Here is a 16,131-nt window from a genome sequence, read left to right on the forward strand (position 1 = left end):
AGTTAGTGAAATGGAGAAAAAGGCTTTGAATAAATAAAAATTAAGTTAAATTAAAAATTTTAAGGAGGTAAATATTAGATGAAAAAAGATGCTATTAGGGTAAGTCTTAATGCTGAAAAATTAAGAGCTATAAAAAAATATATGGATAAAAAGGAAATAGATTTAGAAGATGAGTTGGTAGATCAGCTGCAAAAGCTATATGAGAAATATGTTCCAGCCAATGTAAGGGAATATATTGATGAGAAGCAAGAGGAAGAGATTAAGGCTAAAAAGCCTAAAAAAACAGTCAAAACCAAGGCAGAAGTTAACAATCAATCTATAATACAAGAATAAGACAATTTTTGAGGGCTTATTTGCCCCTGTGTTCCTTTATAAAGAGGGAGGTGGTATATTTATACCTAATCTATAGTAAATAGAAATTTGGGGCGAATATGCTGACTACTCATAGGAGATATTAAAATCGCTTAAATACTGATTTTTAGATGATTATTATCGCAATAATAGGAGTGAACCCCCCTATTGATTTTGGTGCAGGTTAAAGGAGCGGGGTCGTAAAACGCCCCCACTCCGTATCACATCGCCCCGCAATGCGGGTCGGGAAGGGATTTTGACCGGGGTCGTAATATACGCCTTGGGGTCGACTTCGGGGTTATAAAAGTAGTTAACACAATAAAGTACCGTATATCAAAGAATCTAAGAAGGACTGCAATAGGGGTTGCAGTCCTTTCTCATTGAAATGGAGGCTATCTCATGTCAGAAGAAAATAAGAATAAAAAGAAATTCCCCTTGTGGATGTATCCTGAAACCAGACAGATGGTAACAGACTGGTATAAAAGGGACAACTGTCAAAGCCAGAGTGAATTCATTGAAAAAGCAATCAGGTTTTATTGTGGATATATTTCAGCAGAAGAAGGTGTGCGCTTTCTACCTGCTGCCATCACCTCGGCAATGACCGGAATGGTGGATAGCTTGGAAAATAGGATGGCCCGTCTTGTTTTTAAGCTGGCGGTAGAGATGAGCATGATGATGAATATTCTCGCATCCACTGCAGATGTGGATGAGAGCACTCTTCGAAGACTAAGGGGAAAATGTGTAAGCGATGTAAAGAAATCGGTAGGCACAGTTACCTTTGAAGATGTTATGAAATTTCAGAAGGGTGAATAATCATGCCAAGGATTATATTCAAATGTGGTTACATCAAAGATGATCCAGAGCATGCAAAGAATCTATTGATATATGCGGGGACAAGAGAAGGAGTAGAAAAACTTCCGCTAAACAGGAGGAATCAATCTGCAACACAAAAACAGATAGAACGTATTGAGGATATCCTGTCACGATTTCCTGATTCCAACCGCTTGTTTGAGTACGAGGATTATCGGAATAATCCGACCTTGGAAAATGCGTCAGAATTCATTACTGCAGCAATTGACCACAATCTTGACCAGATATCGCATCAGGAGGTTTATGTCAGTTATATTGCCACCCGACCTCGTGTAGAGAAGTTGGGAACACACGGTCTATTCTCCGATAATGATAAGTCACTGGTGCTTTCACAAGCTGCAGAAGAAGTCGCAAATCATACCGGAAATGTCTGGACACCGATTATTTCTCTACGGCGGGAGGACGCTGCACGACTAGGATACGATAATGCTGCTGCATGGATGGCACTCCTTCGTAAACAAAGGAACATCTTTGCCGAACAGATGAAGATTGCTCCGGAAAACCTTCGCTGGTATGCGGCTTTTCATAATGAGGGACATCATCCCCACTGCCATATGATTGTTTATTCGAGCAATCCTCGTGAGGGTTATGTCACTAAGTCAGGCATTGAAAAGATGAGAAGCAGTTTGGCGAGGGAAATTTTTCAACAGGATCTCATGCAGATATATACCGAGCAGACTACACACAGAAATTCCCTGATCGAGCAAAGCCATGATGCGCTTCGGGATATACTGATGCAGATGCAATCTGGAGTCTGTGAGAACCCTGTTATAGAGGGATTGTTGTCACAGCTTTCAGAGAGGTTAAAACATACCACAGGAAAAAAGCAGTACGGTTACCTGAAAGCTCCACTAAAGGAGCTTGTCAATAAAATAGTGGATGAACTGGCAAAGGATGAAAGAGTATCGGCAGCATATGCCAAATGGTATGAACTTAGAAATGAAGTCTTACTAACATATAAGGATAATCTACCGGAGCCTCTTCCACTTTCAGAACAAAAGGAATTTAAGCAGATTAAAAACATGGTGATAGCTGAGGCAGTGAACATTGGCAATCACCGTTTCACTTTTGAGGATGATGAGCATGAAGATGAAATAACAGATGAGGAAGCAGAGATTTTTGCATCACGAGCCACAGAATCGGATTCCTCGGTCCAGTTGAAAGAACAGAGTTTCATTACAGATGATATTTCGGAGGACGGTGAGGAAGGGGCTTTTCCAGAGGGTTCACTCCGTCAGGATTCTGATGAGGGCGAATTCAGTAAGCCGCATATTGCGTGGAGTGATCGCTATAAGGAGGCACGGACATTTCTTTACGGCTCCGATGATATAGAGCTTGACTTTAATCAAGCTCTCCAACTGTTTCTAGAAGAAGCGGAAGCTGGAAACGTACTTGCTATGCATGACGTTGGCCGAATGTATGCAGACGGGCTTGGCATTGAGATAGATGTCGATGCTGCCTTTAGGTGGTATGAAAAGGCACTCTCTGGCTTTCTGTATATTGAAACAGATAAAGCAAATCGGTATGTAGAATATCGGATAGGAAAAATGTATGCTGCAGGGCTTGGTACACGGCAGAATTACGAAGAAGCTGCTGAATGGCTTGGTATGGCAGCCTCCCAAAACTACAAATATGCACAATACTCCCTTGCAGGTCTGTATTACCGTGGACAAGGCGTGGAGCAGGATTTCCAAACAGCATTTGAATTATACCAGAGATCTGCCAAGCAGCGTGTACCGTATGCCAATTATGAACTGGGAAAAATGTATCGGGATGGAATCGGCACAGAAAAGAACGTCGAGGAATCAGAACTGCATTTTGAGGAAGCATTTTATGGTTTTCAACGATTGGAGGAACAAAGCCACGACGATAAGCTCCAGTACCGCCTTGGGCATATGCTTTATACAGGCACCGGTACGGAAAAAGATATGGAGGCAGCTATTAAATACTTTGAAAAGGCAGTACGGCTCGGAAATGTTCATGCACAGTATATGCTCGGCAAAATTTATCTGGATAAGGACAGCGGCCATGAAAATGTGGAACAGGCAATCCTGTGGCTGACGAAAGCCGCAGATAATGGAAACAACTTGGCTCAATATGCCCTCGGCAAGCTCTTTCGTGATGGAAGTCATGTTGAGAAGGATATTGAAAAAGCAATCGCTATGTTTATTCTTTCAGCCAAGCAAGATAATCAGTATGCAGCATATGCCCTTGGCAAGCTGTACCTGATGGATAAGGATGTACTGAAAAATGCAGAAGAAGCTGTGAAGTGGCTGACGGTTTCTACAGACCTTGGCAATCAATTCGCCCAATATACATTGGCAAAGTTATACCTCATTGGTATGGAAATATCAAAAGACATTAAAAAAGCTTTGGAGCTGTTTACAAAATCAGCATTACAGAACAATATGTTTGCACAGTATCAGCTTGGTAAGCTCTATCTCTTAGGAGAGGATGTCCCCAAGGATGTGGAGGAAGCAATAAAATGGCTTACCGCTTCTGCAAAGCAAGGCAACCAGTATGCGCAATATACTCTCGGAAAACTCTATCTCCTGGGGCATGATGTACCTCGTGACCGGGAATTGGCACTGCATTGGCTTACTCTTTCTGCAGCACAGGGCAATATTTATGCGCAATTTTTTCTTGACCATTGGAATGAATTTCGTGATCCTTCTCTGTTTCTTGCAGCTACAAGACTCTTGCATCATTTGAGCCGGGTTTTTCAGGAGGAACAGCGAAAGCTTCCCGTTAGACCTGGTATGCAGGTGGACAGCAAGCTGCGAAGGAAAATTAGACAGAAAAAAATCGCCCAGGGGCATGCCATGGACGATTACGATCACCCAATCATCACTTACTAAATATAAAGGAGGATTTTAATGCAAAAACAATATTCAAAGCAAAAAAGGAAAAAAGAAATTCCACCTCCAAAATACAATCAGCAGCCTAACAGGTCACCCGTTTATCAGCGGGTGGCTTTTTTTAGGCACTGCGGAAAGCGCAAACATTGATGGAGGAGGGGATACAGTATGGCTTATGTACATTTTACAGAGGAGCAAAAGCAGCGTGCAAACTCCGTAGATTTGGTGGATTTCCTCCAGCGGCAGGGAGAGCAGCTCGTCCGTTCTGGACGAGAATGGCGTTGGAAGCGATATGACAGCGTCACAGTGCGTGGCAATGAGTGGTTTCGTCATTCCCGCAAGGAAGGAGGTCATGCGATTGATTTCGTACAGCAGTTTTATGACCTGAGTTTTCCTGATGCCGTGACATTGCTTCTTGGCGGAGAGTCTGGCGTGGAGTGGAACCAGACTGACAAAAGCGCACCACCTCCCAGGAAAGAATTTATGCTGCCGGAAGCCAGTCAGGATATGAGAAGAGTATTTGCCTACCTCATTAAGCAAAGATTCATCAGCAATGAGGTACTGTCTCACTTTGCCCATGAAAACCTGCTTTATGAGGATAAGGAATATCATAATGCAGTATTTGTGGGCAGAGATGAAAATGGTATTGCCAGACACGCTCACAAACGCGGTACCTACACGAATGGGAAAACATATAAGGGGAATGCGGAAGGCAGTGATCCACGGTATAGCTTTCATTGGATTGGAAAAAGCGACACTCTTTATGTGTTTGAAGCTCCGGTCGATATGCTCTCATTTATTACGCTTTACCCGAAGAATTGGAAACAGCATAGCTATGTGACGCTGGATGGTGTGTCAGAGCATGCCATGGTCAGGCAACTGGAGTTAAATCCACATTTAAAAAGTATTGTGCTATGTCTGGATCATGATGAGGCAGGTATTGAAGCTGTTGGACGGCTGAAGGATATTCTGATTAAAAAAGACTATACAGACGTGTCTGTTTTACAATCGACCTATAAGGATTGGAATGAGGATTTGAAAGCCAGACATGGCATCTTACCTATTCCAGCAGAAAAACATCCTAAGCTGGAACTTCTCCCCTATATTTGTGCCGAATTATCTGTTTTGTGTGAGTCGCTTTCCGTATACAAAGATATCCATTCTTTAATTACTGAATGTGAAGAAGTCGTGAAGCCATTGATGACTTCGGGAAAGACAGTCGGTGAAAACGCCAAAGCAGTGAAAAAGTGCCTGAAGTGTATGGCAGCAGGCTCCTTGCTGCTTTTGGAAAATCAATGCCGGCAGATGGAGTGTCCTGTAACAAGAAATCAGCTTATCAGAAAACTGCAAACCAGCTACCGTCCCCATGAGGACAGGGGATGGTTAAGAACAAAGGCTGAGGATATCCGTAGGGATCTGGCAGACATTGAGAAGCAGAGAAATACCCCAGGAATCCGAAGTGTAGAAGATCAAAACCAGCTCAGCCGTTCTTATCTTCGTCTTGCTCTTGACTGTGTCAAAGCATGGATGTTTGTGGAGATGGAGATACCAACTATGCTTCCTGTCCTGGAGCAGAATGTAAATTTTATCATGACCGTGTAAAGGAGGGATGAACTTGCAAGCATCTCAAATCATTATTCTGATTGCTGTGGCGCTGACTATGTTCGGCGTCATTGGCTTTTTATCGCTTTTGGCACACTATTACACATTAAACGGAATCAAGTCCAAGACCGTTGGTGACGGACAACACGGAACCGCACGCTGGGCAACAAAGCAGGAGATAAAAAAGACCTATACCGAAGTTCCATATGAACCAGAGAAGTGGAGAAAAGGAGAAAATCTTCCAACAGCGCAGGGGCTTGTTATTGGCTGGCGAAAAGCCTCACTGTTTGATAAAACGGCTCCTCACGGCTACGCACTGGTGGACGACGACGATATCCACTGCCTTATGATCGGTGCAGCGGGTGTCGGTAAGACTGCTAACTTTCTTTATCCTAATCTGGAATACGCCTGTGCTTGTGGTATGAGCTTTATCACAACTGATACCAAAGGTGACCTCTACCGTAATTATGCCAGTATCGCAAAAGAGTATTACGGTTACAATGTTGCAGTTATTGACTTAAGAAATCCAACCCGCTCAGACGGTAACAATCTGCTTCATCTGGTAAACCGATATATGGACCTATATCTTGAAGAGCCAGAGAATTTGGCCCTAAAGGCCAGAGCAGAAAAGTATGCCAAAATCACAGCTAAGACCATTATCAATTCTGGAGGTTTTGATTCGGCAGCGGCGGGGCAAAATGCATTTTTCTATGATGCAGCAGAAGGATTGCTAGCCTCAGTCATCCTTCTGATTGCTGAATACTGTGAACCAAAACAGCGGCATATCGTATCTGTGTTTAAACTCATTCAGGATTTACTGGCGCCCAGCGGTGTTAAAGGAAGAACCTTATTCCAGCTCCTTCTTGCTCGTTTGCCAGATGAACACAAAACAAAGTGGTTTGCAGGCGCAGCTCTTAATACAGCTGAGCAAGCTATGCAAAGTGTTCTCTCCACCGCCTTGTCCAGACTTAATTCATTTTTGGATTCTGAGCTGGAGCAGGTATTATGTTTTGATACGGCAATTGATGCTGAAAAATTTTGTAAGCAAAAAAGTGCTATCTTTCTTGTAATGCCAGAGGAAGATAGCACTAAGTATTTTATCATCAGTCTGATTGTGCAGCAACTATACCGTGAGATTTTGTCGGTGGCTGATGAGCATGGTGGTAAGCTTCCGAATCGTGTAATGATGTTCTTAGATGAGATTGGTACTATCCCAAAAATCGAGTCTGCAGAGATGATGTTTTCAGCCAGCCGTTCCCGCCGTGTATCTATTGTTGCCATAATACAGAGTTTCGCCCAGCTTGAGAAAAACTACGGAAAGGAAGGTGCTGCTATTATTATTGATAACTGTCAGGATACGGTGTTTGGCGGCTTTGCGCCTAACAGTGAATCTGCACAGATACTGTCAAAGTCTCTTGGCAGTAAGACCGTTATGAGTGGCTCTGTTAGTAGAGGAAAAAATGATCCGAGTCAATCACTACAGATGATAGAGAGGTCACTGATGACGCCAGATGAGCTGAAATCCATGCCAAAAGGACATTTTATTGTCACAAAAACCGGTTCCTTTCCTATACGCACTAGGCTGAAGCTATTCCTTGAGTGGGGGATTACCTTCGGTAAATCGTATGAGATTGCAGAAAAGTCTGCTAGAAAGGTGGAGTATGCCGACCGCCGAAAAGTGGAAGAGGAGATTATTCGCCGACAAGCGACCTGTGAGGACATTCCCGAAGACGTTGAAGCGGTAGTGACTTCATCAGGAGGAATATTTCATTCACTGATGCGAGAGCCAGTACCGGATATCCAGACAAAGAAATCCGTTCGAATAGAATAGGAGGTGAAGCCTGTGGGTATTTTTACCTCATTATACGCTTCTGAGTTGCCGCATCGCGCGAGAGTTGTTTATATGTATCTCGCTGACAGAGCAGATAAGGACGGCAAATGCTATCCGGCGATTGGTACCATTGCCAGAGAGCTGAGGTTGTCTCGCAGCACTATCAAGCGTGCCATTTCTGATCTGGAAAGGAGCGGTTATCTCCGCAAGGAGCAGAGATGGAGGGAAAACGGAGGAAAAAGCAGTAATATGTTTTATCTTATTCAGAAAGATTCAGAATGAGATAGTAAAAGCAGACCTTTCCGCTAGGGGAGAGGTCTGTTCTTTTTTCTATGGACCATAGGAGGGGTCACGGTGAACCATGAAGGTGAACATCTCACTCTAACAGAGATTTAACAACAGAGAAAGAAGAATATATTCTACAAAACGGCAAGGTTGTCTTGTTAGGTCCAGTGAATGATGAATATCCTTTATGGTTTAAACGAATATACCATCACTCTACTGTTAGTTTATCTATCGGGCTATCTACAGTATGAAGATTCTGTACTTTATTCCCGGGAATAATAGTCGTTTATTTTTAGGGATATATAAAAATAGTAAACGAAACGACGGCTTTGATTTTTCAGAACCATGTCATAAAAAATTGAACAAAATCCACCATATAATTGATTTTCTTGAACAGTTTGATATAGTGGATTTTTATTCAAGCAACGATAAAATCATTCGAAATTATTGAATAGATTTAATCTTCAGCTGTACCAATATTGCTATTATCTAAAGTAGAAGTCATAATCTGGTTGTTGTTGTCTTTAGATAGTTTTGTACCATTTTTAATGAACTCTAGCATTGCGGCGGAATCTTTAATCCATTGATCTATATCAGCTTGTGTCAGATCAGGTTCACTAGCAGCAAGCATTTTCATGAGATCTCTCTCAACCTGTTTAGTGTAAGCTTTATATTCATCATACGTCCAATACTCAACATTATCAGTATCGACTTTTGAGTAAAAATCTTTTTCGCTTATCCAAGTTTGGCCATTGTCAAAGCTTATTTTATTCTGACCGCCGGCTTCTTTATCTTTGCCAATAACAAAAGCATCTGTTTCGCTAACAACCCCAACTTTTGTATTTGATGATGCCAATACGCTGGTCGTGCCACACGCTATTAAGATGAGTGCTAGCAACGCATACGCAATCTTATTTTTTTTAAACTTCATAAAGTCAACTCCTTGTCAAATTAGTTTTAAATCATTTAACTTTGCTTCAAATGATTTTAATTTTCGTTGCATTTATAGAATAACAAAGTCAAATGGATTACATATGGAGCAAATATGTTTTTTGTGTGGAGCGATATAAAACAAGCTCTATTTTTTACGATAAATCCTATAATGAAAAACTAACTTCGACACCCGATGTTGTATTTCTAATTTGATACGTACCATTATGTAGTTTAAGAATACGACTTACCAAATATAGTCCTAGTCCACTTCCTCCTGTTTGTCTGCTACGAGAGTCATCAGCACGATAAAATGCATCAAATAATTATGGCAATGCTTTTTCAGAAATATGAGATCCTGTATTACATATAGAAAATTGTATTTTTTCGTCCCGGGAATACAAATGAATTATAAGTTTTTCTCCATCAGGAGAATAACTTATTGCATTATTAATTAGATTGCTTACAGCTTTTTCTATTAGTTTTTTATCAGCATCTATAATAAGTTCATCTGCAATATTTATTTCTAATTTCATTTTTTTCTGTTCTATAATTTCAATATATTTTGTAATGATTTCTCTGATAACCTCAGATAAATCAAATTTTTTTATGTGTAATGTAAAATCAGGAGAGTCTATACGAGAAATGGTTACGATCTCCTGTACCATGCTTTCCATTGCCTTTGTGATAGATAAAGAACGAGCTAGATATTTATCTCTATCCTTGTAACTACCCAAGTTTTGAAGCATTCCATCTAATTGACCTTGTAATACTGTAATAGGCGTTTTTAGCTCATGAGATACAGCAGAGAAAAGTATCATGCGCTGTTTATCCAATTCACGCTCGCGGTCAATATCTTTCTGTAGCGACAAATTCGCGGACTGCAATTCAGAAAGTGCAGCTGATAGTTTTTGGGACATTTCGTTAAGGCTATTTGCTAACACACCAATTTCGTTTTTTCAATTTTCTTCGCACCGGCATTCTAACTCCATGAGTGACATTTTTTTTGAGATATTGCTAATTGAAACAATTGGTTTAGTAATATATCGAGAATAGAAAAATGCAGCAATTGTGGAAATCAAAACAATGGTGCGAATCAGCCAAGGTAAAATTTGTAGAAGTACTGATGTTACCTGATTTATTGTACCCATTTTACCACTTACCAATAAAGTATATTGTGTATCAGATTGAGAGAAGGAAAACGAATATTCTTTTGCCGCAGTTATATCATGCGGTGTATTAGGAATAATTTTGCCATCTCCAATGTATATCGTTTCCTCATTTTCCTTACCTATGGCAATGTTAGGGTCAGAGCTGCTGTCGATTACGAGATTTGAAGGAGGAAGTGTAATTGAACCATCTGGATAGCGTAAAAAAATCGTTGCTCCACTATCCATCAGAAATCTGTCAAAAATAGTGCTACTATCTTCCAGTGTTGTTTGTTCTAATTTTTCTATCAAATGATGTACTTTCTGTTCTAATGTACGATCTAATTTTGAACTATAAGTAACAGGTGTCATTACACTAATAAAAATATAGGTAATACTACTTGTAAATATCAGCAATAAACAAGTCACTATAAATATTCGAGCAGTCAGACTATTTTTTATTTTCTTTAGCAACTCTATATCCCACCCCTCTGATTGTTTCTATAATGTCTGTTCCTAACTTTTTTCGTATATTTTTTATATGAGTGTCAACAATACGTTCATCGCCCCAGAAATCATAATTCCACAAAATATTTAGTAGGTTTTTACGCGTAAATACTCTTCCTTGATTTAATAGAAGTTCTCGTAAGATTTCAAATTCTTTTGCGGTTAAATCAATATCTTTTTTTTCAACATATGCCTTATAACCCTCTAAATCAAGTAATATATTATTATAATGAAGATATTGTTCGACGATTTTATAAGATGATGTTCTTCGCAAAAGGGCATTTATTTTTCTTTTTAATATTGGCATGGAAAAAGTCTTAGTAACATAATCGTCAATTTGTAAGTCGAATCCTTTGATTTGGTCTGCCTCACTATCTAAAGCTGTCAGCATTATAATGGGAATCTGTGATTGCTGACGTATTAATTCACACACACCATACCCATCAATTTTAGGCAGCATAATATCTAAAAGAACAAGGTCATACTTATTTTTCTCAAAAAGTGAAATTGCTTCAATTCCATCTTTTGCTGAACAAACTTCATATCCAGATTCGCATAAATGATTTTCTAAAAGTTCCTGGATATCCAAATCATCTTCAACGATTAAGATTTTTTGCATAATAGCACCTCCTTGACTTAAAAATGTAGCATAAGTATTTGTAGTGAATGTGTAGATTTAAAATTATTGTACTTTATCAATTGGAATGATACAAGGTTATAGCTTGGATAATTTTTCTGAGTCATAAATGTGTAGAAAGAAGTTTAATAGTATGAGTGATTAGATATTTAATAAGTCTTTGATTTAAAATAATATAGAATGTGATTTAGATTACAACAAATGAAACCCACGAATGGTATATACCATTCGTGGATTTCATTTAATAAGATTTGTTCACTTTTCTTTTTAACAAGCCTCCCACTCCCCAATCCATTTTCCTTTTGAGTAATTATATTGGCGCCTATATACTTTTCCGTTTACTGACTTATACCTCCAGCCAATGATATCGGAAAATGGAGTTATTAAGTGATCAGATTGTGGATTTTTTGTAATCTGAACAACTGTACTGAATTGTGCTTTTGTTTGTACTGTATCTAGACTGGCAGCAGATACATCAATGGATGAAAGGGCTGTGCCAATACAAATTGAGATAATAAATACAGAGATTTTCTTTCTAATTTTTCTCATCATTTTGCACCTCTCTTATATTTTTATATATGGGCAGATTCGAATACGAATCTTTAATTTCATTGACAGTACCAAAAAATTGATCATTAATGTAAAGATCATAAGTATTATCTTGATTCTCAATTAAATATGAGTTTTCATTTGTAAGCTCAACCGTATCGGAAGCATCATTTGGAGATATAAAATACGGCTCAAATACGAAAGAAAAAGATAAAACAACTAAAAGAAATACGGGTACGACCATAAGGAAAGTATTTTTCAGCTTGAATTTTTCTTTTTGTTTTGAGTTGTCCAAAACTATACGAAACCGTTGCGAGAGAACAGAAACACTTTCACTATCAAAAGTTAATGCTAGCTTATTCGAGTGTTTATTAGCATGAAATTTTGCTATCTTTAAAAGGCATTCCAGATATTCAATTCGTTCCAATTCATCCATTGATTTTGTAATAGTAAGATCTATATGTATTTCAAGCATTTTGGATACTTGTCTTTTTAGCAAATATATAAAAGGATTCCACCAATATATGACACATAAAAACTCAACAACTATTTTAATCAATAAATCACCATGATAGTAGTGGGCGACCTCATGACTTAAAATGTAGAGCCACTCGTTTTCTGAAAATTCTAACTGAGGAACAACAATCCATGGTTTCCGAATCCCAAGTACCATGGGAGTAGAAACAATATCGGATTGAATAATTTTAAAATTTACTGGTTTGTTGTAGTTTTGAAGTATCTTCTGTAAAATGTCTTGAATCTGTCTATTTTTCACTACAGATAATTTACCTATTATCCTCTTAAAACGTTTATATGATTGGAGCATTTTACCCAATTGGATAAATATTCCTATTAACCAAATAAGATATAAAATATGTCGGAAACAGACATTATAATCATCTAACGTTATTAATGGTGTTTCAAAGAAAAAAATAATTTTCGGAAGCACCCGTTTAAAAGCTAAATTATTTGCAAAAGTAAATTCAAACGGAATCAACAACCTAATCATAATAACTGCTATACAGAGAAATAAGGAACCGCTTCCAATTTCCCTGATTAGCTTATTATTTTTTAAGAAAAACCACATTAGGATAATCAATGCACTGCTAAAAAATAGAACAGTTATAAAAGCGGTAAAGGAAAAGAACATTTCAATCCTCCCCTTCGAGAAGCTTTTTTCTCTCTTTAAGCATTTTTTCCAGCTCCTCTATGACAACTTCTTCATTTTTTTCGTGTTCTAATAGTGTAGCAACAATACTGGGTGTAGAAATACTTTTATTTAGATTTTGAAACTGGTTGATAAATTGTTGCAGAGAAAAGTCATTTGAACTTATGGTTGGTCGATAGCTACGCGAAAGAACCGTTCCACTATAAACAATATCCGCAACTTCAATGAGATCTTTTTTCAGTAATTTTCTTAAAACAGCTTGTGTTGTATTGATACTTATAGAATTATCTATCTTGGGGATGTCGGAAGCCAGCAACGGCTTCTTGGCAGACCACAAGATATTTAAGATATCTAATTCTCTCTCAGTTAATTTAAAATGATTATTTTGTCTTGGCATTTAAAATTCTCCCTTTATACAGTAAATGTCTAAATTATTGTTAATTTTTAATTTTATTATAAGTATAAAAGTAGAATATGTCAACTTCTAAGGTATTATTAAATTATAAGAAATATCTTATATATACTTGACAAAATAGAAAATATATGATTTAATGACATTGTATTCTAAATACAATCATTGTATTTAGAATATATTTATTCATTCGAAATAAACACTTGGACAAGACTTATTTAGGAAGGAAGATGTATTTGTCTTACTTAAAGAAGAAAAGATAATCTCCTGATTATTCTAAGACTTAAAAACAGCCCTGTATCTTTCAAAGAGATTACTCTATTTTTATTTAGAGTAAACAAGGTAGTGAATACAATTGGAGTATGCTCTTTTCTATGCTAATTCAAAGCTATTAACAATAACTGCTTTTTAACTCGGCTATGTAACTATAAATAATACAGATGGGGGGATTACAATGGAGGATTGTAAAAACATTTCGTTGACAAAAAGCCCTGAATGGGGTGGAGGAAATACGCAGAGCATTGATTTCATCGTTACTGAGGACTGTAATCTAAGATGCAAGTATTGCTATATTTGCCATAAAAAAGCAGACAAAGTGATGAGTTTTGATACTGCGAAAAAGTTTATTGACTACTTGTTTTCGGATACTTTTACAAGAGAACCAGGTGCTATTCTAGGCTTTATAGGTGGAGAGCCTTTTTTAGAGGTTGATCTTATTGATAAAATCGTTGATTATTTTAAAATGAAGTCTTACATATCTGGCAGTGAATGGTGGTGGAATTATAGAATTAGTATTACAACAAATGGTATCAATTATTCTTCGCCAAGCGTACAAAGATTTATACAAAAGAATCATGATAAACTTTCAATCACAATAACGATAGATGGAACTAAAGAAAAACATGACTTACAACGTGTCTTCCCTAGCGGAAAAGGATCGTACGATATAATTGCAAAGAATATACCCTTGTATTTATCACAATTTCCAGGTACGACGAAAGTTACTTTTGCTCATGATGATTTGCCGTTACTGAAAGAAAGCATTTTGCATTTGTGGGGTCTAGGAATTAATGATATTAGTGCAAATGTTGTATTTGAAGATGTGTGGCATGATGGGGATGATGAGATATTTGAAAACCAACTAAAAAAGCTTGCTGACTGTATGATTGACAATGAATTGTATAATGATAACTACGTTTCTTTGTTTGATGAGGCAATTGGAAAACCGTTGTCAGATGAGCATCAGGTTAGACCAGTATGCGGCGCAGGAAGAATGGTTGCTCTTGGACCATCTGGAAAAATTTATCCTTGTTTAAGGTACAAAGATTATTCATTAGAAAGTGATAAAGAAGAAATCATAATTGGAGATGTTGATAATGGAATAGATTTTAATAAAGTTCTTCGCTTTAGAGTATCTACATATCCTATGCAGTGTGATGACGAATGTATGAATTGTGAAATTGCGGTTGGTTGTATGTTTTGTCAAGGTCAATCATATGATTCCGCCACCACTCCTACAAATTTTCAACGTTCTAAAGCGATATGTAAAATGCATAAAGCAAGAGTACGTGCAAATAACTATTATTTCAATAGATTATATAATGAAAAAAATATAGAACGTGAAGATTATAAAAATGAATACAAGAAGATGTATTTTGTGCTTGATACAAACTTTACAGATTTTTGCGAATCATGTTCTGATGATTATAACTTTTTATATAAAGAAATGGATATGTCTACAATTCAAGCTGGACTCGATTATTGTGCAACTAACTTCTTTACACCTGTTTTCCTACATTCTAAGAATAATTTAAATCTATCATTATTCAGTGGTTTTAATGAGCATAGAATTACGCACATAGTTTCGGCAAAATTTTATAATCAACTAAAAGATCAAAAAAACTGTATATTTGTTTTTGACAAAGAGACTATTTCGGTTAATTGTGCGCATCAAGATCATGTCATATTAAATGTGAATTGGAATGATATTAGAAATCTATCGACTTACGTTATATCTCTATTTAATAGTACCGATAGAATCAATTTAAATTTGCAGGGATTTAAATATGATATTGATATACCTACTTATAAAAGAGAATTGAAAACTATCTGTGATTATCTTGAAAAATCATGGATAGATGAAGGACCGTTGAAGGAATTCAATAAAATAACAGATGTCTTATTTACTGTAAAACAAACTTCATGCAAGACAGGTGAATCTGATTTTGCATTAGCACCAAATGGAGAGTTTTTTATTTGTCCACATGAATATCTTGCTAGAGGAAATTCGGTTGGAAATGTATACGAGAGGACTTTGGAAGTAAAAAATAAACACCTATATTCATGGAATTATGCTCCTTTGTGTAAAAATTGCCTTGCAACACATTGTACAAGATGCTCTATCAATAATAAAATTGGTACCGGGGAAGTAAATGTTCCGCCAAACTATAAATGTCAACCGTCTTTAATTGAGTATCATGTATCTACAATTTTCGAAAGTCACATCTTAGAAGTTTATCCGGAAATTAAACTGAGAAAGTTGCAACCTTTTGATTACATTAGTCCATATGAAGCTTACGAACAGGCTACACAAGCCACGCTAGGATTTCATATTAACACATAAATAGACACAAGATGAATCCATATTAAAGGAGGGAAAATAATGTCAAATACTGAAGCTTCAATATCAATGCAAGAAATACACACTTTTGAAGATTTTTATGAAAAACGAGCAGCATTAAACAACTTAATTTTAGTTTGTGAGAATAATGAACTTATCCGTAATGAAGATTTATATCAGCGCTTTATTAAGGATTATACACAATTAGAGCATGATTATCAAAATTACTGGGCAGAAATCGCTGAAAAGTATGACATCCAAGAAAAAGAAGGCTATTATTTTCATTTAGACTTCAAGACCGGTAAGGTGACACTTCGTGCGGAATAATAACTTTCTTGTTCTACTAACCCATAATAAGTACGG

Annotated in this window: 14 protein-coding genes and 1 pseudogene; 8 read left to right on the forward strand and 7 right to left on the reverse strand. The window is 37.3% G+C overall.

The window, feature by feature from the left end; all coding sequences use genetic code 11:
- Positions 1-78 precede the first annotated feature (78 nt).
- From KQI38_RS00230 to KQI38_RS00255, 6 genes are all read left to right on the forward strand, one after another.
- Positions 79-333, forward strand: coding sequence for a DUF6103 family protein (locus tag KQI38_RS00230; RefSeq protein ID WP_216554126.1), 255 nt, complete (start codon positions 79-81; stop codon positions 331-333).
- 417 nt (positions 334-750) lie between these two features.
- Positions 751-1,164, forward strand: coding sequence for a hypothetical protein (locus tag KQI38_RS00235; RefSeq protein WP_216554128.1), 414 nt, complete (start codon positions 751-753; stop codon positions 1,162-1,164).
- A 2-nt stretch (positions 1,165-1,166) separates the two neighbouring features.
- On the forward strand, positions 1,167-4,079 hold the full coding sequence (mobP3, locus tag KQI38_RS00240; protein WP_216554131.1) for a MobP3 family relaxase: 2,913 nt from the start codon (positions 1,167-1,169) through the stop codon (positions 4,077-4,079).
- Between the two features lie 168 nt (positions 4,080-4,247).
- The gene (locus KQI38_RS00245; RefSeq protein WP_216554132.1) at positions 4,248-5,681 is read left to right on the forward strand and encodes a DUF3991 domain-containing protein; all 1,434 of its coding nucleotides are present in this window, start codon (positions 4,248-4,250) and stop codon (positions 5,679-5,681) included.
- A gap of 7 nt (positions 5,682-5,688) precedes the next feature.
- The gene (locus KQI38_RS00250; protein WP_216554134.1) at positions 5,689-7,512 is read left to right on the forward strand and encodes a VirD4-like conjugal transfer protein, CD1115 family; all 1,824 of its coding nucleotides are present in this window, start codon (positions 5,689-5,691) and stop codon (positions 7,510-7,512) included.
- Positions 7,513-7,524: 12 nt separating this feature from the next.
- Positions 7,525-7,794 carry a helix-turn-helix domain-containing protein gene (locus tag KQI38_RS00255; protein WP_216554136.1) on the forward strand — a complete coding sequence of 90 codons (270 nt, stop codon included), beginning with the start codon at positions 7,525-7,527 and terminating at the stop codon, positions 7,792-7,794.
- Between the two features lie 460 nt (positions 7,795-8,254).
- On the opposite strand, the gene KQI38_RS00260 is transcribed toward KQI38_RS00255, so the two are convergent.
- From KQI38_RS00260 to KQI38_RS00295, 7 genes and pseudogenes are all read right to left on the reverse strand, one after another.
- Positions 8,255-8,728 (reverse strand): hypothetical protein, encoded by a 474-nt coding sequence (locus KQI38_RS00260; protein WP_216554139.1) that lies wholly within the window; start codon positions 8,726-8,728, stop codon positions 8,255-8,257.
- A gap of 166 nt (positions 8,729-8,894) precedes the next feature.
- Positions 8,895-9,647: pseudogene (locus tag KQI38_RS00270) on the reverse strand (sensor histidine kinase).
- A gap of 39 nt (positions 9,648-9,686) precedes the next feature.
- Positions 9,687-10,349 (reverse strand): hypothetical protein, encoded by a 663-nt coding sequence (locus KQI38_RS00275; RefSeq protein ID WP_216554142.1) that lies wholly within the window; start codon positions 10,347-10,349, stop codon positions 9,687-9,689.
- Positions 10,327-11,001: a response regulator transcription factor gene (locus tag KQI38_RS00280; RefSeq protein ID WP_216554144.1), complete on the reverse strand. Its 675-nt coding sequence runs from the start codon at positions 10,999-11,001 to the stop codon at positions 10,327-10,329. Before KQI38_RS00280 ends, KQI38_RS00275 begins: the two co-directional genes overlap by 23 nt.
- A 285-nt stretch (positions 11,002-11,286) precedes the next feature.
- A complete protein-coding gene (locus KQI38_RS00285; protein ID WP_216554146.1) occupies positions 11,287-11,568 on the reverse strand; it encodes a hypothetical protein in 282 nt (93 codons plus the stop codon).
- Positions 11,555-12,718 (reverse strand): M56 family metallopeptidase, encoded by a 1,164-nt coding sequence (locus tag KQI38_RS00290; RefSeq protein WP_216554148.1) that lies wholly within the window; start codon positions 12,716-12,718, stop codon positions 11,555-11,557. The genes KQI38_RS00285 and KQI38_RS00290 overlap by 14 nt, the downstream gene beginning before the upstream one ends.
- 1 nt (position 12,719) lies before the next feature.
- Complete coding sequence (locus KQI38_RS00295) at positions 12,720-13,133, reverse strand: BlaI/MecI/CopY family transcriptional regulator (protein WP_216554150.1); 414 nt, start codon at positions 13,131-13,133, stop codon at positions 12,720-12,722.
- 469 nt (positions 13,134-13,602) lie between these two features.
- On the opposite strand from KQI38_RS00295, the gene KQI38_RS00300 reads away from it, so the two are divergent.
- A complete protein-coding gene (locus KQI38_RS00300) occupies positions 13,603-15,771 on the forward strand; it encodes a radical SAM peptide maturase, CXXX-repeat target family (protein WP_216554152.1) in 2,169 nt (722 codons plus the stop codon).
- 39 nt (positions 15,772-15,810) lie between these two features.
- Positions 15,811-16,095: a CXXX repeat peptide modification system protein gene (locus tag KQI38_RS00305; protein WP_216554154.1), complete on the forward strand. Its 285-nt coding sequence runs from the start codon at positions 15,811-15,813 to the stop codon at positions 16,093-16,095.
- The last annotated feature ends 36 nt before the right edge of the window (positions 16,096-16,131 follow it).

Source organism: Tissierella carlieri (genome assembly GCF_018917285.1).
Lineage (GTDB): Bacteria > Bacillota > Clostridia > Tissierellales > Tissierellaceae > Tissierella > Tissierella carlieri.